The organism is Citrobacter sp. Cpo126, from assembly GCF_030332445.1.
Classification (GTDB): Bacteria; Pseudomonadota; Gammaproteobacteria; order Enterobacterales; family Enterobacteriaceae; genus Citrobacter; species Citrobacter portucalensis.
This window is the reverse complement of the sequence record NZ_JAOWHT010000030.1, coordinates 75,596-100,482: the sequence shown is the minus strand read 5'-3', so window position 1 is coordinate 100,482 and position 24,887 is coordinate 75,596. Positions and strand designations below refer to the sequence as shown.

Below are 24,887 nucleotides of genomic sequence, written 5' to 3'. Positions count from 1 at the left end.
AAATTGCAGGGAAAGTGTTATGAAAACGTTAGGTGAATTTATTGTCGAAAAGCAGCACGAGTTTTCTCATGCTACCGGTGAGCTCACTGCTTTGTTGTCGGCAATAAAGCTGGGCGCCAAGATCATCCACCGCGATATCAATAAGGCCGGTCTGGTCGATATCCTGGGTGCCAGCGGTGCTGAGAACGTGCAGGGAGAGGTTCAGCAAAAACTCGATCTGTTCGCGAACGAAAAACTGAAAGCTGCACTGAAGGCGCGCGACATTGTGGCGGGCATTGCCTCAGAAGAAGAAGATGAAATCGTCGTCTTTGAAGGCTGTGAACACGCTAAATACGTTGTGCTAATGGATCCGCTGGATGGCTCATCCAACATCGATGTTAACGTCTCTGTCGGTACGATTTTCTCTATTTACCGCCGCGTAACCCCAGTCGGCACACCGGTTACGGAAGAGGATTTCCTGCAACCGGGCAACAAGCAGGTTGCTGCAGGTTACGTTGTTTATGGTTCTTCCACCATGCTGGTGTATACCACCGGCTGTGGCGTACATGCCTTCACCTACGATCCTTCTCTGGGCGTATTCTGCCTCAGCCAGGAACGTATGCGCTTCCCGGCGAAAGGCAGCACGTACTCCATTAACGAAGGCAACTACATCAAATTCCCGAACGGCGTGAAGAAGTACATTAAATTCTGCCAGGAAGAAGATAAGCCAACCCAGCGCCCGTATACCTCGCGCTACATTGGCTCTCTGGTTGCGGATTTCCATCGCAATCTGCTGAAAGGCGGGATCTACTTGTACCCAAGCACCGCCAGCCACCCGCAAGGGAAACTGCGTCTGCTGTATGAATGCAACCCGATGGCCTTCCTGGCCGAGCAGGCGGGCGGCAAAGCCAGCGATGGTAAAGAACGCATTCTGGATATCACCCCAGAAAGTCTGCACCAGCGCCGCTCCTTCTTCGTGGGTAACGACCATATGGTTGAAGATGTAGAACGCTTTATCCGCGAGTTCCCGGACGCGTAAGTATCATTCATCGCACGGACGTAGGCCGGATAAAACGCGTAGCGTTGCCATCCGGCCTACAAAATCCATCGTCTGCTTACGCTTTCTGTAGCTTAAATACGGCCATTGCTTCGATTAGCGCTGAAGACTGCTCTTCCAGCGAGCGGGTAGCCGCTGAAGACTGCTGTACCAGCGCCGCGTTTTGCTGCGCCGTTTCATCCATCTGAATTACCGCGATATTCACCTGCTCTATGCCGCGACTCTGTTCCTGGGACGCACTGGCAATTTCACGCATCAGTTTGGTCATACGCATAACCTCGGTCGCGATTTCATCCATGGTTTCGCCCGCCTGCTGCGCCAGTTCACTGCCTTCCCCCACATGGGTGTGCGAATCGCTGATTAGCGTACGGATCTCTTTGGCCGCCTCGGCGCTGCGGCTGGCCAGATTACGCACTTCACCTGCCACAACCGCAAAGCCCCGCCCCTGCTCACCAGCCCGCGCCGCTTCAACGGAAGCATTGAGCGCCAGAATATTGGTCTGGAAAGCAATGCCGTCAATCACGCTGAGGATATCGGCGATTCGGCTGGAACTGCCGGAAATATCGCGCATTTTCTCGATCACATAGCACACCATTTCGCTACCGCGATCGGCGGTATCCGACACCGATTTTGCCAGCTGGTGCGCCTGTTCCGCGTTCTGCGCATTCTGTTTCACCGTCGCCGTGAGTTCTTCCATGCTGGCGGCGGTCTGCTCCAGCGAAGTGGCTGTCGATTCAGTGCGTTGCGCCAGATGCTGGTTACCGGCCGTCAGTTCACGACTGCCAATATCAATTTGCGAGCTGGCATCGCGTACGCGCTGTACCGAGTCGCCCAGCGCATGGCGCATGTCATCCATTGCCGCATTCAGGCGGTTGAATTCGGCGCTGGCCGACAACGCGGTAACCGGCGACAAATCCCCCGTAGCCAGACGTTCCAGTTGCTCAACCATGTTATCCAACGGTTTGAGAAACTTATTTCGCAGCATAAACCAAATGACCGCCAGCAATGCGATAGCAGCCAACATTGCAGCGCTCATAATACCTTGATAAATCAACGAGGTAATGACACGGGTAGACGCATATAGCCCCATGCCACCGGTCAGTAACAGCAGGAACGTCAGCAGAGACAATAACACCAACAAACTTGATCGAATTGAAAGGGATTTTGGCATCGTTATATTTCCGGTTGTAGGGTTAAAACAGACCTGTACAGAACCTATCGACTACAACCGGAAAAAGTTTAGGTATTTAAATGTTTTGTGCAAAATCAGGATGTTACTTTGGTGTTGCCGCCGTACCCACTCGGGTAACCGGCGAGCTTTGACGATTTTCCCAAAGCACCGTCAGACCGCGTTGTAACGCTATAAAAATAAACAATAAAATGCCAATCGCGATCTTCGTCCACCAGGAACTTAATGTGCCGTCAAAATTAATGTAGGTCTGGATCAGCCCCTGAATGGCGACGCCAAACAACGTCCCTAACACTGTACCGACCCCACCGCTAAGCAGCGTTCCGCCAATCACAACTGAGGCTATCGCATCCAGTTCGACGCCAACGCCCGCCAGCGCATAGCCCGCCTGGGTGTAAATGGAAAAGACAATGCCGGCAAGCGTCGCAAGCCCGGTAGACAGCATATAAATGCGGATGGTGGTGCTGCGGGTTGAGATGCCCATCAGGTTGGCAGAGGTGGCGTTGCCGCCAATCGCGTAAACCTGATTACCAAAGCGCGTACGGTGCGCCAGGAATATGCCGATGACGACAACCGCCAGCATCAGCAATCCCATCGCGCTCAGGCGACCACCGCCGGGAATTTTCCATGCCAGGCTTGAGAGCGTGTCATAAACCGGATGGTTAATTGGGATGGATTCTTCTGAGATCAGATAGCTGACGCCGCGCAGGAAGAACATTCCCGCCAGGGTGATAATAAATGCCGGGATCTTCAGCGCATCAATCAGTAACCCCATAAACGCACCAAACGCGCAGCCCATCAGCAAAACCAAAGGGAACGCCAGCAGCGGGGAAATGCCCCAATAGCCAATGGCCTTTGCCAGAAATACGCCGGTAAAGGCGATCACCGAGCCAACGGAAAGGTCGATCCCGCCAGAGAGGATCACGAAGGTCATGCCCACGGCAATGATGCCCAGAAAGGCGTTATCGGTCAGGATATTGCAAATGACCCGGGTGGAAGCAAAAGCGGGAAACTGCGTCAGGCAGTAGAGATAACCCAGCACAAACACGCCGAGGGTGATCATCAGCGGTAAATTACGTTTTATCATGACCACGCACTCCTTTTATCAGGCTGATAAAGCGTTGTGACTGCACGACCAGCACACACAACACCACCACGGCTTTGACCACCTGATTCAGTTCCGGCTGGAAGCCCGACAGCAAAATCCCGGTGTTCATGCCCTGAATAATCAATGCGCCTACCACCGACAGCAGCAGGTTAAAGCGCCCGCCCATCAGCGACCCGCCGCCGATAACCACCGCCAGGATGGCATCCAGCTCCAGCCATAAGCCGGCGTTATTGGCATCTGCCCCGCGAATGTCCGCCGTTACGATAATGCCAGCGATAGCCGCGCACAGGCCGCTCAGCACATAGGTGAGCATCACGATAATGCGGGTGTTCACCCCGGCGTTTTTTGCCGCACGAATGTTGATACCCACCGCTTCGATAAACATACCCAGCGCCGTTTTCCGCGTCAGCAGCCAGAACACCACCAGCGTGAGCAGTGCAATAATTACCGGCGTGGGGAACAGTAACAGCGAGCCGCTGCCAAACCATGACAGTTCGGGCGAGTTAAAGGTGACGATCTGCCCGGAGGTGATAAGCTGCGCCACCCCGCGCCCGGCCACCATCAGGATTAGCGTGGCGACAAACGGTTGGATCTTGAGGATGGCCACCAGAATCCCGTTCCACAGCCCAGCCAGAATGCCGGAGCCTAAGGCGGCAAGCAGCACTACCGGCAGACTGTGCCCGGCCACCGTCATCGCCGCGGTAGTAGCGCCAGCAATAGCCATGACTGCCCCCACGGAAAGGTCGATGCCGCCGGTAGCAATCACCAGCGTCATACCAATCGCCAACAGCGCCACGGGCGCGGCACGGTTGAGAATATCAATCGGGCTACCGAACAGCCGACCATCCTGCAAAATCACCTGGTAGAAATGCGGGGCGACCAGGCTATCCACCAGCAGCACCAGCAGTAACGCCACCAGCTGTGGCATCCCCTTTGGCCAACGGAACCGCCGTTTAGACGGATTGGATTGAGGGAGAGATTGAGGCATCACCATAGTCTCCTTAGGCCGCAATGGCGTTCATGATCGCCGGTACGGACAGTTCAGCCAGTGGGATCTCGGCCACCTGTTTGCGATCGCGCATAATAATGACCCGATCGGCATAGCCCACTAACTCTTCCAGTTCGGATGAAATGACCAGCAGCGCCAGACCATCCGCGCACAGCGTTTCGATCAGGCGAATGATCTCCGCATGCGCGCCAACGTCGATCCCACGCGTGGGTTCATCGAGGATCAGGAACTGCGGTTTGGTCAGTAACCAACGCGAGAGCAGTACTTTTTGCTGATTGCCGCCGGAGAGAAATTCGATCGGCTGCTCAGCGTTCGGAGTACGAATACCAAGCTGGCGGATAAAACGCTCGGCAATCTCGTTTTGCTCTTTCCGAGGAATAGGCCGCAGCCAGCCGCGCTGCGCCTGCAATGCCAGAATGATGTTTTCCCGCACCGAAGCGGCGGCAATAATGCCATCCGTTTTGCGATCCTCCGGACAGAAACCGATCCCCAGACACGAAGCCTGATGTGGCGAGCGCAAAGTCTGCGGTTTGCCTTTGATCAGCGCACTTCCGCTGTCGGCGGGTTTAATACCGAAGATCACCTCCGCCGTTTCCGTTCGCCCGGATCCCAGTAGTCCGGCGAGACCGACGATCTCACCGGGACGCACCTGTAGATCAAATGGCGCGATGGTGCCTTTTTTACCAAAGCCGCTGAATGCCGCCACCGGTTTATCACTCAGCAACGTGCGGCCCGCACGCTGTAGCGCATGGGTATCCAGTTCACGGCCCAGCATCATTTTGACCAGTTCGATCTGAGGCAGTTCTCGGGTTTCACGGCAGCCAACGAAGCCGCCGTTACGCAGAACGGTAATGCGATCGCTGACCTGATAAACCTGATCGAGAAAGTGGGTGACGAAGATCAGACTGACGCCCCGATCGCGCAGATGTCGCATCAGGCCAAACAGCATTTCAACTTCCTGGGTATCAAGGCTGGCGGTCGGCTCATCGAGGATCAGCACTTTCGCGGAGAGATCGATCGCCCGACAGATGGCGACGATTTGTTGCATCGCCACGGAAAAGCGGTTCAGCGGCTCGCGCACGTCGAGGGAAAAACCGTATGACGCCATCAGCTCCGTCGCACGTTTTTCCATCTGCTTGCGCTGGAGCAGGCCAAAGCGCCGCGGTTCACGACCAATAAATAAGTTATCGGCAACCGACATATTGGGCAGCAGGTTCACTTCCTGGTACACGGTGCCAATCCCCAGTTGTTGGGCATGGGCGGTGTTTTTGGGGGTGATCGGTTGGCCTTCGAGCCAGATAGTGCCGCGATCGGCATGGTAAACGCCGGTCAGCGCTTTGATGAGCGTCGATTTGCCGGCTCCGTTTTCTCCCAGCAGCGCCATAATTTCACCGCGACGCAAGCTGAAATCCACGTTATCCAACGCTTTGACGCCGGGAAAGAATTTGCTTAATCCTTCGGTGCGGAGGATTTCCTGATGTTGGTCGGTGGTCATGGTTCCCCCTGCATCACGCCGGATGGCGCTACGCTTATCCGGCCTACAAAAGAGCGTAATGTAGGCCGGGCAAGCGCAGCGCCCCCGGCATTTTCATGAAGGCTTAGTAGCCCATGTTTTTCTTCTTCTCTAACTCTTCTTTTGCCGTATCCGGCAGATAGAGGATCGACTTGGTAATGGTCAGCTTCTCAGGCATCGTGCCGTCTTTTTTGAATTTCTCCAGTGCGTCGAATGCCGGGCCAGCCATATTTGGCGTCAGCTCGACGCTGGCGTTGGCTTCGCCGTCAATCATCGCTTTGTAGATATCCGGTACGCCATCGATAGAACCGGTGAGAATATCTTTGCCAGGTTTCAGGCCCGCTTCTTTGATCGCCTGAATCGCACCGATCACCATGTCATCGTTGTGGGCGTAAACCATACAGATGTTCTTGCCGTTGTTTTCCGCTTTGATAAAGCTCTCCATCACTTCTTTCCCTTTACTGCGGGTGAAGTCACCGGACTGAGAGCGAATAATTTTGATGTTTGGCGCATTAGCGATAGCTTCAGCAAAGCCTTTCTTACGATCGATCGCCACGCTGGCCCCAACGGTCCCTTGCAGCTCAACGACGTTACACGGCTTGCCATCCACTTGTTTAATCAGCCAGTCGCCGATCAATTTACCTTCCAGCACGTTGTCGGCGGTGACGGTGGTCATATAGAGAGATTTGTCTTTTACATCGATGGAACGATCGAGCAAAAAGACCGGAATGTCGGCATCTTTAGCTTCTTTTAAAACCGGCTCCCAACCCGTTGCCACGACCGGCGCAATAAAGATGGCGTCGACGCCCTGCGCAACAAATGAGCGGACTGCTTTAATCTGGTTTTCCTGCTTTTGCTGGCCATCAGCGATTTTCAGCGTAATTCCCCGCTTTTCGGCCTCGCTTTTCGCGACGTTGGTTTCTGCGGCGCGCCAGCCGGATTCAGAGCCAACCTGCGAAAATCCTACGGTTAAAGGGGCTGCCATTGCCATAGACGACATGGCTGCCGAAACTGCTGTGACTAAAAGTAAGCGCTTCCACATAAGTGCGTCCTCGTAGGGTGATTATTGTTGGTTAATTAACCGTTGCGAAAAAACTATAGACAATTGAGCATGTAACGGATTGCGTTACATCACACTTCAAAAAAGTAAATAAAACGTTAATCACAACTTTGTAATCGCTTTCATCTCACTATGAAAAATGCGGCTGAAGATATGGATTTTTCTGTCACGAGAGAGAGGTAAAAAGAAGAAAATGCACGCAGAGAAAGCGAAAACAAGCGGAGACATTCCGCGCGAGTTGGCTATAATACCCGCCACTTGTTTGCCATAGCTTATTTAAAGGAAACAGACATGAGCTTACTCAACGTCCCTGCCGGTAAAGACCTGCCGGAAGATATCTACGTTGTTATCGAGATCCCTGCGAACGCAGATCCGATCAAATACGAAGTTGACAAAGAGAGCGGCGCCCTGTTCGTTGACCGCTTCATGTCCACCGCGATGTTCTATCCGTGCAACTACGGTTACATCAACCACACCCTGTCTCTGGACGGTGACCCGGTAGATGTTCTGGTCCCGACTCCGTACCCGCTGGAGCCAGGTTCAGTGATCCGCTGCCGTCCGGTTGGCGTACTGAAAATGACCGACGAATCCGGTGAAGATGCGAAACTGGTTGCGGTACCGCACACCAAGCTGAGCAAAGAATACGATCACATCAAAGATGTGACCGACCTGCCGGAACTGCTGAAAGCGCAGATCACCCACTTCTTCGAACACTACAAAGATCTCGAAGCGGGCAAATGGGTGAAAGTTGACGGTTGGGACAACGCTGAAGCTGCTAAAGCTGAAATCGTTGCTTCCTTCGAGCGCGCGAAGAAGTAAGTTCGCGTTAGCGTAAAGCCCTGAACGCCAGCCCTGGTTAGTAAGGGTTTTTTAATTTCTACTTTCTTTTCCCCCTCCCCTTCGCTGTTTTCTTTTTGACCTACCAGATTGGGTAGTCACATTTCATTTATCTTAATTGCGAATGAGATTGGATCTCATTATCATTCTCAGCATGTAAATAAATGTGAATAAAAGTCAATGAACCTCCACAATGTGAAGTCCCTGAAACGCTATTCCTGCGTGGCTCTCGCCACAGCACTGTTATTTACCAGCCTGTCCAGCGTGGCGCAGACGCTACCTGAGCAAGATTTTCTGACCCGCGACGTTGGCAACGGCGTATATGAACTGGCGGTTGATAGCCAGCAGAATGCGCTTTTTGCCGCCTCCTCGCCGTCGTTCGATAAAGATAAAACCAGCGGGCTTATCTATAAACTCGATCTGGAGAAGCTCACCACGACTGAAGTTATCGAAACCAGCCGTCGTGCCTTTGCCACTGCCCTGGATGCAGAAAACCAGGTGCTGTATGTCGGCAACACGCTGGAGGGTTCGGTCACGCTCATTGATACCCGCAGCGGTAAAGAGCTGGCAATACTGCAACTGAGCGAAGCCAAAAATCCGAAAGATATTATCCATACCCGCGAAATGGTGCTCGATAAACAGCATCACCGCCTGTACGTTTCCGGCGTGGCTGAAAAGGGCATTGTCTGGGTGGTGGATACGCAAAAGCGCGAGAAAATCGCCACCCTTGAAAACATGGGCCAGTATCCGACCGGTATGGCCGTAGATGCCAATAAGAACCGCCTGTATGTCGTAAATGGCCGCAACGAACTTATTACGCTGGATACCACTAACCATCAAATTATTAACCGCTTTAGTATTGAGCCAGGCAAAAAACATTTTTTCCTGAATATTGCTTTGGATGCAAAAAATAATCGCGCATTCCTGACCGATCCTGATTTAGCGGATGTACTGGTTGTTGATATTAATACCGGTAAGGTTATTGCGCCCATTAAGGTTATCAACTCGCTGGCAGTGATATATAACGAAAAGCGCCAGGAAGTGTATACCACCCACCGTAATGCAAAGCGCATCAGCATTGTGGACAGCAAGACTTATCAGGTAAAACAAAGCATTGAAACCAATGCGTTACCTAACAGCCTGGCGCTCTCGTCTGATGCCAACACCCTGTATGTCAGCGTCAAACAGCCGGAAAAAATGACCGGTGTGAAGCCCGACTATGTGCTGAAAATCGACCTCTCCAAATATTAATAATTAAAAACGCTTCTGACACCTTGCAGCTTTTCTGGGCTGCAAGGTGATGCTTTTATTTTTTACTTTTCAGGTGTCTATATTATGAAAACGCGTCAACTTATTACGCTGACAGGGATCGTTGCATTCTCAGGCGGTGTTATTTTCCCCACTCAGGCAGAAGAACTCACCGAAACCTCACGCAATAGCGAAGATGAAATGGTGATCACCGCATCCGGGTTCTCGCAGCAAAAGCGCGAAGCGCCGGCCACCATTTCCGTTATCGATCGTAAAACGCTGGATATTCAGCCGGACCGTAGCATTGGTGAAGCGATTAAAAACCTTCCTGGCGTCTCGGTCACCAACAGCAGCGGTATGAACGCTGGCAGCATTATGATTCGCGGCATGGACCCGTCCTATACCGCGTTTATGGTCAACAGCGTCAAACAAAATACCGGTGAATCTCGCCCTTACGGACATGACATCGGTACTGAAGCCAACTTCTTACCGCCGATGGAGGCCATTGAGCGTATCGAAGTTATCCGCGGGCCCATGTCCTCGCTGTACGGCTCAGATGCCATCGGCGGTGTGGTCAACGTGATTACCAAAAAACCGTATGGCGCAAAAGAGTGGACGACGGCAATTGCCGCCAATACCTGGCTTCAGGAACACCAGTATTTGGGTAATACCAGCCAGATGAATCTGTTTACCATGGGGCCGATTGTGCCCGATGTTCTCGGCCTTAGCGTAGCGGCCGACTGGCTCGACCGTCGCGATGACGATCGCAATAACTATTTCGGCAAACACAACCGTAAATCCGTTGATATGACGCTGGGCCTGGCCGCTAGCGAAAATAACCTGTTCGACCTCAATGTGGTCACCGGTGAGCAGGAGAAAAACCGTACCCAGAAGCGCGGCGCGCCGTGGTCATGGCTGTTCGATCGTAACGCCGCCACCCTAACGCATACCGGCTGGTATGCCGACGACACCATCGCAACGACCAACTACATAAACTATGAAAAAGGCCGTTCGAAGTACGTTTATGACAGCCAGTCGCCGCAGTATGTGCAGATGGAGAACTACGTCGCCAATTCGCAAACCACCTTCACGCTCGACAACCATAAACTGACCGTTGGGGCGAATTTCACCCGCGAAGAACTGAATGACCGCTTTGATGTGGCCAACAAAACGCTGCCCGGATCTGAGCCAGTGACAAAAATCAGCCGTAACGGTTGGGCATTGTTTGCTGAAGACGGCTGGAGCATTGACGACTTCATCCTGACCACATCAGCGCGTATGGACCAGGATGATAACTTTGGCACACATATTACGCCGAAAATGTACGGTAACTGGGCCTTCAGCAATGACTGGGCGCTGAAGGGCGGCGTTTCCGCAGGTTATAAAAAACCTGAGCTGCGTGCGACATCCAGCGACTTTGTTACCCCATACGGCTCGACCGTACCTTATCCCTTCCTGACCGTCGGTAACGACGATCTGAAACCAGAACAAAGCGTTAACTCTGAGCTGGGCCTCTACTGGACGGGGAATGCGCTGTCACTGGATAGCACCGTCTTCTATACGCAGTTCAAAGACAAAATTGCTGAACAAACCATTTGCGAAACTACATCGACGAATCAGTGCTCCGTGAATGGCTACAAGGCGGACTCCGTCAGTAAATACTTCAACGTCAGCAAGGCGGACGTGTACGGCATAGAACTGAATGCCGACTGGCAGATTAGCGCCGATGTAAAAGCCAACGCTAACTACACCTGGAACCATAGCGAACAGAAAAGCGGCATAAACAAAGGCTACGCGCTCAACGATTACCCGCGCCATATGGCGAACCTGTCGCTGAACTGGGCGGCAACGCAGAGTCTGGACGTATGGAGTACGGTGAATTACCGCAGCAGTAACCGCAACAGCGGCAATAACTATAAGTACGATGACTACACGATGGTCGACGTAGGCGTACGTTATAAGCTCAATAAGCACACGCAGCTGATGGCAGGGATCTACAACGTGCTGGATGAAGATCCGAAACTGACGACTGCATGGAATGAATCCGCGCAGGTGGAAGGACGCCGCTATAACCTCGGCGCGCGCGTGGAGTTTTAAGCCTTTAATAAACAACGCCACCCGAAGGCGGCGTTGTTTATTCTGGTAGACGATATATCAGTACTGGTCTCTGTCTAACCAGTTACCGCTTTCAATCAGCGTTAAGCCATCAACCGGACGTTGGTACACGTACATCCATGCACTTCCGTACGGCGTTTGAATTAACTGGCGTGCGTATTCACCGCCGCGGGTACGCAGAGCGTCAAGCTCTGCCAGCGTGGCGTTATCAATACGATAAACTTCCCCGTGTACTGTTCCATTTCCCGGAACCGCGCCTGGATAGTGGCCCAGGCTGTACAACTGGTAGTTATTGATACTGAAATTTCCCAGCAACAGGGCATTGGTCATCCAGTGGCTGTTGCCTTGTTTGGTTCGTAAACTGCCGTAGACAAATATTCGCATTGCTAAAACTCGAACTGATAGAGCAAATCAAGTGCCTGATCTACGCCAGACACTGCTTCCAGATATAGCTTAGGCATCAGACGATAACGTAGCGTGAGTGTCGCTAAGGAGTCAAATATACCCACACCATATTTCACCTGCAGACCTGGCAGTACGTATCCGCTGACAACCACCTGAGATGAGTCGCCCACCCCTTGCGTGTCCAGTGCCAGATTGCTTACGCCAAATGTCTCCCCGATTTTACCCACAACCTGACCACTTTGTGCAACCCCCAGACCAATAAGCATTGAAGTCATCGCTGCGCTATCGCTCTGTTCGCTATCCAGCCCTTGTCCACGTAGCAGGTAGGAAAGCGCCATTTGCTGCGACATTGCCGGGTCGGAGAAGATCTCCGCCTTCGGTTCATCGGCGGTACCGGTGACGCGAACGCCAGCGATCACGTCGTCTTCGGTGGCATCTGGGTTACGAATCGCTTCGATGTTGAGCAACGGCTGATCCGGCGGACCGGAGAACAACAGCTCGCCCTTACGCACAATCAGATCCTGACCATAGGCGTGGAAGCGACCGCTCGGGATATTAATTTGCCCGTTAAGCCCCAGACCTTGCTTATCCTGCACCACTTTCAGATCGCCCGTCAGACGCGCTTTCAGACCAAAGGCGTCAAGACGCACGTTGTTACCGACGTGGATGTTCAGGTTGCTGTTGATCGGAATACCGGCGGTCTGCGGTTTCTCCGGCTGCAGATTGTTGTTAAGCATGACCATATCGCTGGAAACCCCAACCGCGCTTTCCGGCAGGTCATGTACCACGATACGCGCCCACGGCACATCCACGTTGCCATCGAGAGTAAACAGGCTTGGTGTGGCTTCAAAGACCACGTCCGGCGATACGTCGAGGCGGACCATCGGCGGTACGGTAATACGTACCCTGCTGCCTTTAGCCGCAACACGCGCCCGCCAGTTGTCTATCTGACTCCAGTCGGCATCGCCGCTCAGGTTAATTTCTCCCTGCTGCGTACGCACCACGCCCGCCAGCGTTGAGCGTGTTCCGGTGAAGTTAACGGCTAACTGGCTTGGCTGCATGTCAAACGGCATGAAGTTACCGTCAATATCCAGACCACTCAGTTGCAGCTGTCCGAGCAACTGCGGGCTTTGCACATCGCCGCCCAGCCGCAGGTTGGCGTTGATCATCCCTGCCGCTTTTTCACCGCGCGAGAAGATGGGGTTCACCATCGCCAGATTGAAGTTGCGAATATTGACGTTACCGCCCAGATTACGACGCCCTTGCGGGTCCGTTACCTGCACCTGCCCGTCAAACTGCCCGTTGTTGGTCAGACGAATCAGCCAGCCCAACTCGGCACGGTTATTGTGCAGGTCGGCGGTCAGATTCAGCGTTTCAAACGCCACGGGGAGCGGGGCATCATTCACGCTTTGCGTGACCTTGACGTTACGTCCGCTCAGGGTGACCTGCCCCTGTGGCAGCCCCTCTTTGGTGGTATCCCAGCTCACATCAGCTTTGCCGGTGAACACACCGCTGGCCTGGGTTGTCTCCGGCATAAACGGTTTTAGCATCGCCAGGTCGAAGCGGTTAAGATTCACCACCGCGCGACCTTCTGCACCGGCATCAATGGTTTGTGGTACGCACAGCTCCGCATTCGGGTTGTTCCAGCAGTGCGGTCCGATACTAATTTTCTGTTCCTGATTACGATAATCCAGCGCGATAGCCCGGTTGAGCGACCACGGACCGACCGGCGTCTGGAAGCGGGTATTGCTTAACTCCCCTTTCCAGCGCTGTTCTTTGCGATCAAAGCTCCCGGCAAGATCCAGTTGCCCTGAAACCGGCTCACCCTGAATACGTAACCGCAGTTCATGCTGCTTTTCACTGCCTTTGGCGTTGAGCGTCACCAGACCAATATTCACGTCAGGTTGTACAATTCGCTCTACGCGAACGTTGAGATTACCGGCGATTTGCTCGGCCGATTTCACATCGCCTTCGACGCGCACCTGAGCAACGGAAAGTTCCTGCCAGCGCAGACCACGGGCGGTAATATCCGCCAGCAGCTGTGGTGCTTCAACCGTACCGCGAACTTTTACCAGCCCTTTCGCCGTACCGCCCAGCCCCGGCAGCGCGTTATCCAGGCTTGGGGCATCAATCGTCGCGTCGAGGTTGAGGTCTTTAACCCCCAGTTCGCCTTTTACGTCCGCACTGTTGCGTCCCAGCTCCAGATGAAGGCCCGGAATCGTCCACTGCAGGTAGCTGTTCCCCTTCAGCGAACCGTTCACATTGACCTTGTTCTGCTTCACGTTGCCGGTCAGCTTCAGCTCCGGAACCTCCATCTGCCAGCTTCCGCCGTACAGACTGCCGCGCGTTTTCACCAAGCCATTCAGTTTTGACGGCCAGTCCGGGATCGCTTTCGCGGTATTGATACCATCCAGCGTTAGCTCCCCGCGCCAGCTGATCGCCTGCTGCCAGTCCACCAGCGCTTTCAGCTCGGTTTTCCCTTCCAGCGCCGCAACGCTGAGTTTGTCGAGATTAATCTGCTGCTCGTTGCCTTTGGCATCCAGCGTGATAGTAGCCGGAGGAATATCCTGACCTTTCACGGCGGTACGCATCGACAGCGTATAGTCGGTCATCTTGCCGGTCAGTTTGAGCTTGATGTCATCGGCCCGGAACTGTTTCTCACCGGTAAACGGCCAGTAAACCTGCTTACTCACCACCTCAATGTTGAGCGGCAATCCGGCTTCTGCCAGGCGCGTCTGAGCACGCAGGTCCATATCCACCGGACCAGACAGATTGACGCCGACTTCCAGCTGTTCGCGCAGCGCACCGCCGACCTTCAGCTTCACCTTTTCGCCTTTTAACGGGTCGATGTTTAGCGTGCTGTTTAACGTAATATCAACCGGCCACGTGTCGGTCAGTTGCGCCGTGCCGCTGGCTTTTACCGTTCCCTGATTCGAGTCGATATCCAGCGCGTCGAGCTTCATGTTGCCGTCAATGCTGCTCACTTTCAGCAGCATGCTATGTACTGTTAAATCCGTATCCCCGGTCACACGCAGCTGCTCGCCGCGAAACTCTTCAATATTGAGATTGAGCGGCAGATGGACATCGGTCATTTCCGGCAGTACCGGCTTTGAGAACAGATCTTTTAGCGTTTCCCCGAGCGGCTTTTCATCCGGCTGCGGGTTTTGAATCTTCGGTTCGACAACCTCTTCCTGTGCCACTTCCGCCACTTTAGGCAGAGCAATCAGCAGCCCCTGTAATGACGTTGGCTTCAACGTCAGCGTTTTTTCCTGCCAGTTCAGGCCAGAGGTAAAATCCAGCACCGAAACTGTGGTGTCATCGATTTTGATGTTGATGTTGTTCAGCGCCACGCGCGAAAGCGTGATGGGGTAAGGCGTGGAAAGATTAAGCGGACCACTCTCTTCTTCCTCAACCGGCGCTGAGGGCGGCATTTTTTTGCTGTCGATCGCCACGTTGATGTTTTTCAGCGCCAGATCGTTGACGCACAGGCTGCTGTCCCACAGACAGTTAAGCCCCACGGCCAAATGCACTTCACCAGCATTCACCGCCACGCCAGGCTGGTCGTAGCGAATATTTTTCAGTGATAGATCCCGCCAGCCGCCGGTGACCTGACCAATTTCCAGACCTGGAACCCACCGATTAGCTGCTTTGAAGATCAGATGCAGGCCCGAGGTGGTACCGACGAGGAACGTCACCGTGCCTAACAACAGCAGGATAAAAACCAGCACGCCGAGGCTTATCTTCTTCCATAAACTCATAATTCAGGCCCCAGACCGATGTAAAACTGTAAACCATGTTCATCTTTGTCGCCGACCGGGACGGCAAAGTCGAGCTTGATAGGTCCAACCGGCGATTGCCAGCGTACGCCGACCCCGGCACCAGTTTTGAAATCGCTTCGGCGAATGTCGCTGACCGCTTCGCCGCTATCGACAAACATCGCCCCCCACCATTTACCGGTCACGTTGTACTGGTATTCCAGCGAGCCAGTTGCCAGCTTGGAGGCCCCTTTCAGCTTGCCGTCGCTGCCTTCCGGCGAAATAGATTTGTATTTATAGCCGCGAATACTGCGATCGCCCCCGGCAAAGAAACGCAGGTCCGGCGGCACTTTGTCGAAGTCTCCGGTTTCAATCCAGCCGAGATTACCGCGCATCACAAAGCGATGCCTGTCGTACAACGTGCGGATCCAGACGTTTTGCGCCTGGAAAACGGAGAAATCAACATCTGAACCCCAGGCGGTGTTCGAGTAATCAATAGAGTAGCGTTGGGAATCGCCCCAGACAGGCATCAGGCCGCCGCGTGAACGCGTCCGGCTGATCATCACGCCTGGATAGAGCAGCATAGTGGTGTTGGTGACATTACCCTGGGTAAAGTGGTCGAGGCTCCAGCGCAGGTTAATCGCGCGCTGCCAGCCGCTGGAGAGGTCCCAGTAACGGGAAACCGCAAGCGTTGTGGAATCCTGCTCGGTGTCGTTTAAATCGGTACGCTTAAAGCCGCCCTGTACCAGGTAATACTGCTCCAGCGGGTTCTTTAACAGCGGCATTTTATAGCTGAAATCAAGCACCTGCTCTGGCGCCGAGATACTGGCGCTGGTCGTCAGGCTGTGCCCGTAGGAGTTCATCCACGGCTTTTTCCACGAGGTCTTCACCCGTGGCCCGACGTCAGTTGAATAACCGACCCCGGTTTCGATGGTGTTTTCGGTTCGCGGTGAGACCACGCCTTTCAGGGGTAGCACCTTGGTTTTGCGGGCTTTATCAAACTCCGGTGCGACGACCACGGAATTAAACCATCCGGTCGCCGACAGACGACGGTTCAGTTCGCCCAGATCTTTCGACTCGTACTCTTCACCTTCTTTAAAGGGCACCAGATTTTGCAGATACTCATCGCGAATTTGCGAGCCTTCAAAGGTGACATGCCCAAAGCGATAGCGTTCGCCGCTGTTGTAATCGATATCCCAGAACGCCTGGCGCCGCTCAAGCGCTATCCCGAGCTGGCTTTTATTAAATTCACTATCGAAGTAGCCTTTGCGCAGCGCCACGCTGGTGAGTGACTTTTTGAAGTTGTCATAGTCCCCCTGATTCAGCACGGTACCGATTGCCGGGCGTGTTTTCAGCAGATCCAGATAATCTTTATCCGTACGCGCGCCACCGCGCAAAATCACCTCAGTGCCACCAATCAGCACCGGCTCGCCGGGGGTCACTTTGGCAATCAGCACCTGGCGGCCTTTTGCCGGCGGTGGACGCAGTTCAAAATCAATGGTCGGCTCAAAGTAGCCCAGCGCTTTTAGCCCTTCGCGGATGGCATCATCAACGCGCGCACGAAAGCGTCGGTCTGGAGTGACTTCATCACTTTGAATCGTGGACAGTTGCGCACGGACGTTTTTCTCCAGCGGTCCTGATAATCCTTCGACCTGTAAGCGAACATTCGCGGCGGCGGCGGAGCCACTTAAGCACAGTAATCCCACCCAACATAACTGACGGATATGTGGCACATTTTCTCCTGAATATCCTTTTTTCCCACCCCTGGAAAAAAATACTATGCCGTTCCTCGGCTTAACAAAAAATCAACAATAAGAGTTGAAAAACAGACGACAACCCAAATATTTCTTATGTTTAACTCTAGACGCATTCACGCCGTTTATTGTGGGCAAAGACGCGTCTCGTTACAACCTTAACCCAAATGACTGATTTCGGGAGAACGGCCATGAGTTTATTTGATAGAAAGCATCTTGTTACTCAAGCAGATGCGCTACCTGGACGCAACACCCCGATGCCAGTGGCAACGCTGCATGCGGTTAACCAACATTCGATGACCAACGTGCCCGACGGTATGGAGATAGCTTATTTCGCCATGGGATGTTTCTGGGGCGTTGAGCGTTTATTTTGGTCATTGCCAGGGGTCTACAGCACGGCGGCCGGGTACACCGGCGGCTACACCCCAAACCCAACCTATCGTGAAGTGTGTTCTGGCGATACCGGGCATGCCGAAGCGGTACGCATCGTCTATGACCCGCATGTTATCAGCTACGAACAACTGCTGCAGGTGTTCTGGGAAAATCACGACCCGGCTCAAGGCATGCGTCAGGGGAACGACCAGGGCACGCAGTATCGCTCCGCCATTTACCCGTTAACGCCGGAACAAACCGCCGCCGCACAGGCCAGCCTTGAACGTTTTCAGGCAGCAATGACCGCCGCAGGCGACGAGCGCACCATTACCACGGAAATCACTACGGCAACCCCGTTCTATTATGCCGAGGACGATCACCAGCAGTATCTGCACAAAAATCCTTACGGATATTGTGGCATTGGTGGTATTGGTGTTTGCCTGCCCCCACAAGGATAATTTCCCCCTCTGGCGACTTTACAGTACCTTACGCTATACTAGCTTCTGAATTTACCGGCTCACTTCCACGAGCCGGTTTTCAATGAATATTCCATTGGATTTATACTCTAAGGATTTCGAGTTGCAGGCAGGCGGCAAACTCGTGAATCCCCAGGAGCATAGAGAACTATGTGACTGGGGTGAATGAGTGCAGCTAACGCACCTGCAGCTTGAAAGACGACGAGTATCAACTTCTCCCTTCCGAGGATCTGACCCGAACGGTCGGATAAGATATGTTAAACAGTATTTTAGTCATTCTCTGCCTGATCGCCGTGAGTGCGTTTTTCTCGATATCTGAGATCTCGCTTGCTGCATCACGCAAAATAAAACTTAAACTGCTTGCCGATGAAGGCAACGTAAACGCACAACGTGTTTTGAAGATGCAGGAAAACCCCGGCATGTTTTTTACCGTCGTGCAAATTGGCCTTAACGCGGTCGCCATTCTCGGCGGTATCGTCGGTGATGCAGCATTCTCCCCGGCGTTTTACAGCCTTTTCTCGAAGTACTTCACTCCAGAGCTGTCCGAACAGTTAAGCTTTATTCTGTCGTTCTCGCTGGTTACTGGCCTGTTCATCCTGTTCGCGGATTTAACCCCGAAACGCATCGGTATGATTGCGCCAGAAGCTGTGGCTTTGCGTATCATCAACCCGATGCGCTTCTGCCTGCTGGTCTTCCGCCCGCTGGTGTGGTTCTTTAACGGTCTGGCAAACAACATTTTCCGTCTGTTTAAGATCCCAATGGTGCGTAAAGACGACATCACCTCGGACGACATTTACGCCGTGGTCGAAGCGGGTGCGCTGGCGGGTGTTCTGCGCAAGCAGGAGCATGAGCTGATTGAAAATGTGTTCGAACTGGAATCCCGTACCGTCCCGTCTTCAATGACCTCGCGCGAGAATATTATCTGGTTCGATCTCCATGAAGATGAGCAAAGCCTGAAGAACAAGGTGGCGGAACATCCGCACTCCAAATTCCTGGTGTGTAACGAAGATATCGACCACATCATTGGTTATGTTGATTCAAAGGATCTCCTCAACCGCGTACTGGCAAACCAAAGCATGGCGCTGAACAGCGGCGTACAGATCCGCAATACGCTGATCGTCCCGGACACGCTGACGCTCTCTGAAGCGCTGGAAAGCTTCAAAACCGCAGGCGAAGACTTTGCCGTCATCATGAACGAGTACGCGCTGGTGGTGGGGATTATCACCCTCAACGACGTTATGACGACGCTGATGGGCGATCTGGTAGGTCAGGGTCTGGAAGAGCAGATTGTGGCACGTGATGAAAACTCATGGTTAGTCGACGGCGGTACACCGATTGATGACGTAATGCGCGTGCTGGATATCGACGAGTTCCCGCAGTCCGGCAACTATGAAACCATCGGCGGCTTTATGATGTTCATGCTGCGTAAAATCCCGAAACGCACCGACTCGGTGAAGTATTCAGGTTACAAATTTGAAGTGGTGGATATCGATAACTACAAGATCGATCAGCTGCTGGTGACGCGTCTGGACAGTAAACCTACCGTTCTGGTACCAAAACTGCCAGATGCAAAAGAAGAGGCAAAGGCATCTTAACGCCTTACAGAAACATCAACGGCTCCCATCAGGAGCCGTTTTTTTAACTACTGCATAGCACTTTGATCAAGCCATCTCAGTTTGCAGACGCAAGACCTGACGGTTAACTTCGGACATCACGGAAAAATGCAGTTTGTCCTTCACTTTTGGGATAAGAATCTTACCCTTATCAAATTCAAAAGCGCCTACGTCCTTGATATATAACCGTCCACGAAACAGGATCTTCACGTACTTCGCCACCTGCAGCGGGTTGTATCGTTGGAAAATTTTCATTGTTGTCTCCTGCTGAGCATTACGCCTTTGCGGTACCACAATCGGTCCGACAATCCTCAGGCGCAAATTTTAATGCCCTATGACTATAGACTATCTCGTTGATGTTTCCAGCGTGTATAAGTTTATTTACCTTCAAGTTACAATTATTCAGAATTATCTTTTCAACGCTTCGCTGTCTTCAGTATAAGCCTTCATTTTTCGCAGGATTTGTGCGCCCGTCCGCAAACTGGCATCGCGCTTGCGGGAAAAAGCATCATTCGCACATATGATTAAATTCCAGACCCAAGTGGTCGGATCACCTGCAAAATAAAAGAAAGAAGGAAAACCTATGACCTTACGAAAACTGCTGGCGCTGTCGTGCCTGCTACTGCCGATGATTGCCTCCGCACATAAGTTTGAGACTGACCAGCGCGTACCGCCGGTGGGGATCGCCGATCGTGGCGAACTGATTCTCGATAACGATAAGTTTAGCTACAAAAGCTGGAATAGCGCGCAGTTGCCAGGCAAAGTGCGAATTGTGCAACACATTGCCGGACGCACCTCCGCCAAAGAGAAAAATGCGACGCTGATCGAGGCAATCAAAGCCGCCAACCTGCCGCACGACAAATACCAGACCACCACTATCGTCAACACGGATGACGCCATTCCCGGCTCCGGTATGTTTGTGCGCAGCAGTCTGGAGAGCAATAAGAAGCTCTACCCGTGGTCGCAATTCATTGTCGACAGCAATGGCATTGCGCGTAAAGCCTGGCAACTGGATGAAGAGAGCTCCGCTATCGCCGTACTCGACAAGGACGGACGCGTGCAGTGGGCAAAAGATGGCGCATTAACGCAGGAAGAGGTGCAGCAGGTAATTGCCCTGCTGCACAAATTACTCAGTAAATAGAGACGCGGAAGCCGGGGTTGAGGAACGATTCACGTGGGGTGTAATCCAGAGGTTTCCCCTGCCAGTCGTGAACGTGCGCTCCGGCTGCGGCTGCAACGGCATGGCCAGCGGCGGTGTCCCACACGTTGGTTGGCCCAAAACGCGGATACAGCTGTGCATGCCCTTCCGCCACCAGGCAGAACTTCAGCGATGAGCCAATCGACGTGGTCTGGTGCTCACCCAACTGTTGCAGATACTCTTTTAACTCATTGTCGGCATGCGAGCGGCTAATGACCACCAGCGGCGGACGCGCGTCACGAACCTGAATTTGTTTGCGTACCCCGCACTCTTCTTTCCACGCTTTACCTTCTGCTGCGCTGTACATCACTTTCATTACCGGCGCGTAAACCACGCCCAGAACCGGCTTTCCTTTCTCGATCAGCGCAATATTGACGGTAAATTCACCGTTACGCTTAATGAACTCTTTGGTCCCGTCCAGCGGGTCCACCAGCCAGTAGCGCTGCCAATGCTGGCGAACATCCCAGCCAGGAGGCGCCTCTTCAGACAGAACCGGAATATCCGGCGTCAGCGCCAGTAATCCTTCGAGGATCACCGTATGTGCGGCGATATCTGCCGCCGTGACCGGAGAATCATCCTGCTTGCTGGTAATCTCCATCGGTTTGATTCCATCGTAGACCTGCATAATGGCATCGCCCGCGTTCCGTGCAAGCTGGCATACATGTTCTAGCATTCTCCACCTCGTTTCTGTCAGTGGTGTTAACTCGTTGTTTTACTTATACCCGATCGTCAGGGGATCCGCCAACTGTGATAGCGTCTGCGGTTTTAAACGCTATATTCATGTCATGATTCACAGTTCTGTAAGCAAGAAGATTTATATACATTTTCTTTTGTGGCTTAGATCTTAAAAGGATGCCCCTGATGATTAAGTTTAGTGCAACGCTTCTGGCAACGCTGATTGCAGCCAGCGTCAATGCCGCGACCGTCGATCTGCGTATAATGGAAACCACTGATTTGCATAGCAATATGATGGATTTCGATTATTACAAAGATACACCGACTGAAAAATTCGGTCTGGTACGTACGGCAAGTTTGATCAACGCTGCGCGTGGTGAAGTCAAAAACAGCGTGCTGGTTGATAATGGCGATCTGATTCAGGGTAGCCCGCTCGGGGATTACATGGCGGCCAAGGGGCTGAAAGCGGGCGATACTCACCCGGTATATAAGGCGCTGAATACCCTGGATTACGCGGTGGGTAACCTCGGCAACCATGAATTCAACTACGGTCTGGAGTATCTGCACAACGCGCTAGCCGGAGCGAAGTTCCCTTACGTTAACGCCAATATCATCGACGTGAAGACCAAAAAGCCGCTGTTTACGCCTTACTTGATCAAAGACACTGAAGTGGTCGACAAGGAAGGGAACAAGCAGACGCTGAAGATTGGCTATATCGGCTTTGTTCCACCGCAGATTATGACCTGGGATAAAGCCAACCTCAGCGGCAAAGTCACGGTGAACGACATTACGGAAACTGCACGCAAATACGTTCCGGAAATGAGAGAAAAAGGCGCCGATGTTGTGGTGGTGGTTGCTCACTCCGGGCTTTCTGCCGACCCATATCAAACGATGGCGGAAAACTCCGTTTATTACCTCAGCGAAGTACCGGGCGTGGATGCCATTATGTTTGGTCACGCTCACGCCGTCTTCCCGGGTAAAGACTTTGCCAATATTAAAGGCGCAGATATCACAAAAGGTACGCTGAATGGGGTTCCTGCGGTGATGCCGGGTATGTGGGGCGATCACCTGGGCGTGGTGGATTTAGTGTTGAATAACGACAGCGGTAAATGGCAGGTCACTCAGGCGAAAGCCGAGGCGCGCCCGATCTATGACGCCGCAGCCAAAAAATCACTGGCAGCAGAAGACAAAAAAATCGTTGAGATCCTGAAAGCCGATCACGACGCCACGCGTGAGTTTGTCAGCAAACCGATCGGTAAATCCGCCGACAACATGTACAGCTATCTGGCGCTGGTACAGGATGACCCGACCGTACAGGTGGTGAACAACGCGCAGAAAGCCTATGTGGAACACTTTATTCAGGGCGATCCGGATCTGGCAAAACTGCCGGTACTTTCCGCCGCCGCGCCGTTTAAGGTCGGTGGACGCAAGAACGATCCGGCAAGCTTCGTAGAAGTCGAAAAAGGTCAGTTAACCTTCCGTAACGCCGCTGATTTGTATCTCTATCCCAACACTCTGGTGGTGGTGAAAGCCAGCGGTAAAGAGGTGAAAGAGTGGCTGGAATGTTCCGCCGGGCAGTTCAATCAGATTGATATCCACAGCAGCAAACCACAGTCGTTGATTAACTGGGATGGCTTCCGTACCTATAATTTCGACGTGATTGACGGCGTGAATTATCAGATTGATGTTTCACAACCTGCTCGCTACGACGGTGAATGTCAGACCATTAACCCGAAAGCGGAACGTATTAAAAATCTGACCTTTAACGGCAAACCAATCGATCCGAATGCCACCTTCCTCGTCGCGACCAACAACTACCGCGCCTACGGCGGTAAGTTTGCCGGAACCGGCGACAGCCACATCGCGTTTGCTTCTCCGGATGAAAACCGCTCGGTGCTGGCGGCCTGGGTTGGTGCTGAGACGAAGCGTGCCGGTGAAATTCACCCGGCGGCAGATAACAACTGGCGTCTGGCGCCAATTCATAGCGATACACCACTGGATATTCGCTTTGAAACATCACCGTCTGATAAAGCCGCGGCATTTATTAAAGAGAAAGGCCAGTATCCGCTGAAGAAAGTCGCGACCGATGACATCGGTTTCGCTATTTATCAGCTGGATTTAAGTAAGTAATTTTCGTGCCGGATGCGGCGCAATAGCGTCTTATCCGGCCTACAAAACTACGCAGCCCGTTCGTCCCGCTGCGCTAAAACCTGCGGCAAATTCAGTTCTATCCAGTCCGCCAGCGCGGCGACTTTATCGCTCACCTGCTCACCCAACGGCGTCAGACTATACTCCACGTGCGGCGGCACCACCGGATACGACACCCGATTGATAAACCCATCATGCTCTAACGCTTGCAGGGATTGCGCCAGCATCTTTTCACTGACCCCGCCCATCTTACGGCGCAAATCGCTGAAACGGTGCGTACCGTCGCGCAGCGCCACCAGAATCAACACGCCCCAGCGGCTGGTGACGTGTTTTAACACCTCACGGGAGGGACACTGTTCGGCAAACAAGTTGCCATCGCGTAACTGCTGGGAGAGCGTCGATGCTGTCATTTTCATACTAACCTTTTTGTTCGTACTTACTAAAAGTAAGTTTAGGTGTTAGCGTGATTAAACACAAGACCAATACCAAGGAGTCACTCCATGATCGCAATTACCGGCGCCACCGGCCAACTGGGCCAACACGTTATTGAATCTCTGCTGAAAACCGTTCCTGCCAGCCAGATTGTGGCAATTGTGCGTAATCCCGCTAAAGCGACGGCGCTTAGCCAGCAGGGCATTACCGTTCGTCAGGCGGATTACAGCGATGAAGCCGCCTTTACGACTGCCTTACAGGGTATCGACAAGCTACTGCTAATCTCCTCCAGCGAAGTGGGACAACGCGCCCCGCAGCATCGCAACGTGATTAACGCAGCGAAAGCCGCGCACGTGAAATTCATCGCCTACACCAGCCTGCTGCACGCCGACACCTCCCCGCTGGGGCTGGCTGATGAGCATGTGGCAACCGAGAAGATGCTGGCTGAATCCGGTATCGCCTACGCGCTGCTGCGTAACGGCTGGTACACCGAAAACTATCTCGCCAGCGCACCGGCTGCACTGGAACACGGCGTGTTTATCGGGGCTGCAGGTGAAGGCAAAATTGCCTCAGCGACCCGCGCCGACTATGCCGCTGCCGCCGCGCGCGTCATCAGTGAAGACGGTCACGCCGGTAAAACTTATGAACTGGCGGGCGACGCAGGCTGGACCCTGAGCCAGTTGGCTGCCGAGCTGGCAAAACAGAGTGGTAAAAAAGTGGTGTATCAGAACCTGAGCGAAGCAGATTTTGCCGCCGCGCTAAAAGGTGTAGGCCTGCCTGCCGGGCTGGCGGACATGCTGGCTGACTCAGACACTGGCGCCTCCAAAGGTGGTCTGTTCGACGACAGCCATACGCTGAGCAAACTGATTGGTCGCCCGACCACCTCGTTGGCTGACAGCGTCAAAGGCATCGTGTAAGTGTTAAAAATTAGTTAATTGTGGTAG

The 24,887-nt window shown here is 53.1% G+C and carries 20 protein-coding genes; 9 read left to right on the top strand and 11 right to left on the bottom strand.

Annotation, left to right across the window (positions count from 1 at the left end):
* The first annotated feature begins 19 nt into the window (after window positions 1-19).
* Window positions 20-1,018, top strand: a complete 999-nt coding sequence (gene fbp, locus OGY17_RS08415; protein ID WP_003830390.1) for a class 1 fructose-bisphosphatase — start codon at window positions 20-22, stop codon at window positions 1,016-1,018.
* Window positions 1,019-1,094: 76 nt separating this feature from the next.
* On the opposite strand, the gene OGY17_RS08410 is transcribed toward fbp, so the two are convergent.
* From OGY17_RS08410 to ytfQ, 5 genes are all read right to left on the bottom strand, one after another.
* On the bottom strand, window positions 1,095-2,207 hold the full coding sequence (locus tag OGY17_RS08410) for a methyl-accepting chemotaxis protein (RefSeq protein ID WP_284960814.1): 1,113 nt from the start codon (window positions 2,205-2,207) through the stop codon (window positions 1,095-1,097).
* A gap of 103 nt (window positions 2,208-2,310) precedes the next feature.
* A complete protein-coding gene (yjfF, locus tag OGY17_RS08405; protein ID WP_153753855.1) occupies window positions 2,311-3,312 on the bottom strand; it encodes a galactofuranose ABC transporter, permease protein YjfF in 1,002 nt (333 codons plus the stop codon).
* Complete coding sequence (gene ytfT / locus OGY17_RS08400; RefSeq protein ID WP_003830397.1) at window positions 3,299-4,321, bottom strand: galactofuranose ABC transporter, ATP-binding protein YtfT; 1,023 nt, start codon at window positions 4,319-4,321, stop codon at window positions 3,299-3,301. The genes yjfF and ytfT overlap by 14 nt, the downstream gene beginning before the upstream one ends.
* A gap of 13 nt (window positions 4,322-4,334) precedes the next feature.
* Window positions 4,335-5,837, bottom strand: a complete 1,503-nt coding sequence (gene ytfR / locus OGY17_RS08395; RefSeq protein ID WP_048215067.1) for a galactofuranose ABC transporter, ATP-binding protein YtfR — start codon at window positions 5,835-5,837, stop codon at window positions 4,335-4,337.
* 103 nt (window positions 5,838-5,940) lie between these two features.
* A complete protein-coding gene (gene ytfQ / locus OGY17_RS08390) occupies window positions 5,941-6,897 on the bottom strand; it encodes a galactofuranose ABC transporter substrate-binding protein YtfQ (RefSeq protein WP_008786033.1) in 957 nt (318 codons plus the stop codon).
* A gap of 309 nt (window positions 6,898-7,206) precedes the next feature.
* Between ytfQ and ppa the strand changes: the two genes are divergently transcribed.
* The 3 genes from ppa to OGY17_RS08375 all read left to right on the top strand — a co-directional run bounded on the left by ppa (window position 7,207) and on the right by OGY17_RS08375 (window position 11,097).
* On the top strand, window positions 7,207-7,734 hold the full coding sequence (ppa, locus tag OGY17_RS08385) for an inorganic diphosphatase (RefSeq protein ID WP_003025726.1): 528 nt from the start codon (window positions 7,207-7,209) through the stop codon (window positions 7,732-7,734).
* A 198-nt stretch (window positions 7,735-7,932) separates the two neighbouring features.
* Window positions 7,933-9,003, top strand: coding sequence for a 7-bladed beta-propeller protein YncE (yncE, locus tag OGY17_RS08380; protein ID WP_286606872.1), 1,071 nt, complete (start codon window positions 7,933-7,935; stop codon window positions 9,001-9,003).
* A gap of 84 nt (window positions 9,004-9,087) precedes the next feature.
* Complete coding sequence (locus OGY17_RS08375; RefSeq protein ID WP_048236268.1) at window positions 9,088-11,097, top strand: TonB-dependent receptor domain-containing protein; 2,010 nt, start codon at window positions 9,088-9,090, stop codon at window positions 11,095-11,097.
* A gap of 57 nt (window positions 11,098-11,154) precedes the next feature.
* Here the strand turns inward: OGY17_RS08375 and OGY17_RS08370 are convergent, their stop codons facing one another.
* Genes OGY17_RS08370 through tamA form a run of 3 tightly spaced genes read right to left on the bottom strand, consistent with a single transcriptional unit; the run spans window position 11,155 to window position 17,008 of the window.
* The gene (locus OGY17_RS08370) at window positions 11,155-11,499 is read right to left on the bottom strand and encodes a gamma-glutamylcyclotransferase family protein (protein ID WP_286606869.1); all 345 of its coding nucleotides are present in this window, start codon (window positions 11,497-11,499) and stop codon (window positions 11,155-11,157) included.
* 2 nt (window positions 11,500-11,501) lie between these two features.
* Window positions 11,502-15,278 (bottom strand): autotransporter assembly complex protein TamB, encoded by a 3,777-nt coding sequence (gene tamB / locus OGY17_RS08365; protein WP_286606866.1) that lies wholly within the window; start codon window positions 15,276-15,278, stop codon window positions 11,502-11,504.
* The gene (tamA, locus tag OGY17_RS08360; RefSeq protein WP_003025718.1) at window positions 15,275-17,008 is read right to left on the bottom strand and encodes an autotransporter assembly complex protein TamA; all 1,734 of its coding nucleotides are present in this window, start codon (window positions 17,006-17,008) and stop codon (window positions 15,275-15,277) included. The genes tamB and tamA overlap by 4 nt, the downstream gene beginning before the upstream one ends.
* 212 nt (window positions 17,009-17,220) lie before the next feature.
* On the opposite strand from tamA, the gene msrA reads away from it, so the two are divergent.
* Together msrA and paeA are read left to right on the top strand one after the other, a co-directional pair.
* Window positions 17,221-17,859, top strand: coding sequence for a peptide-methionine (S)-S-oxide reductase MsrA (gene msrA, locus OGY17_RS08355; RefSeq protein WP_003830412.1), 639 nt, complete (start codon window positions 17,221-17,223; stop codon window positions 17,857-17,859).
* 272 nt (window positions 17,860-18,131) lie between these two features.
* The gene (paeA, locus tag OGY17_RS08350) at window positions 18,132-19,472 is read left to right on the top strand and encodes a polyamine export protein PaeA (protein WP_003830418.1); all 1,341 of its coding nucleotides are present in this window, start codon (window positions 18,132-18,134) and stop codon (window positions 19,470-19,472) included.
* Between the two features lie 66 nt (window positions 19,473-19,538).
* Here the strand turns inward: paeA and OGY17_RS08345 are convergent, their stop codons facing one another.
* Entirely contained in the window at window positions 19,539-19,745 is a 207-nt protein-coding gene (locus OGY17_RS08345) for a DUF1107 domain-containing protein (RefSeq protein ID WP_003025710.1), read from the bottom strand.
* A 328-nt stretch (window positions 19,746-20,073) separates the two neighbouring features.
* Here OGY17_RS08345 and OGY17_RS08340 point away from each other — a divergent pair, with 328 nt between their 5' ends.
* Complete coding sequence (locus tag OGY17_RS08340) at window positions 20,074-20,631, top strand: YtfJ family protein (RefSeq protein ID WP_048215073.1); 558 nt, start codon at window positions 20,074-20,076, stop codon at window positions 20,629-20,631.
* Here the strand turns inward: OGY17_RS08340 and cysQ are convergent.
* Complete coding sequence (gene cysQ, locus OGY17_RS08335) at window positions 20,621-21,361, bottom strand: 3'(2'),5'-bisphosphate nucleotidase CysQ (protein WP_008786026.1); 741 nt, start codon at window positions 21,359-21,361, stop codon at window positions 20,621-20,623. The genes OGY17_RS08340 and cysQ overlap by 11 nt on opposite strands.
* Before the next feature lie 188 nt (window positions 21,362-21,549).
* On the opposite strand from cysQ, the gene cpdB reads away from it, so the two are divergent.
* Entirely contained in the window at window positions 21,550-23,493 is a 1,944-nt protein-coding gene (cpdB, locus tag OGY17_RS08330) for a 2',3'-cyclic-nucleotide 2'-phosphodiesterase (RefSeq protein ID WP_192463998.1), read from the top strand.
* Window positions 23,494-23,540: 47 nt separating this feature from the next.
* Here the strand turns inward: cpdB and OGY17_RS08325 are convergent, their stop codons facing one another.
* Entirely contained in the window at window positions 23,541-23,921 is a 381-nt protein-coding gene (locus OGY17_RS08325; protein WP_032934267.1) for a winged helix-turn-helix transcriptional regulator, read from the bottom strand.
* 90 nt (window positions 23,922-24,011) lie between these two features.
* Here OGY17_RS08325 and OGY17_RS08320 point away from each other — a divergent pair, with 90 nt between their 5' ends.
* Window positions 24,012-24,860 (top strand): SDR family oxidoreductase, encoded by an 849-nt coding sequence (locus OGY17_RS08320; RefSeq protein ID WP_060682842.1) that lies wholly within the window; start codon window positions 24,012-24,014, stop codon window positions 24,858-24,860.
* Window positions 24,861-24,887 lie beyond the last annotated feature (27 nt).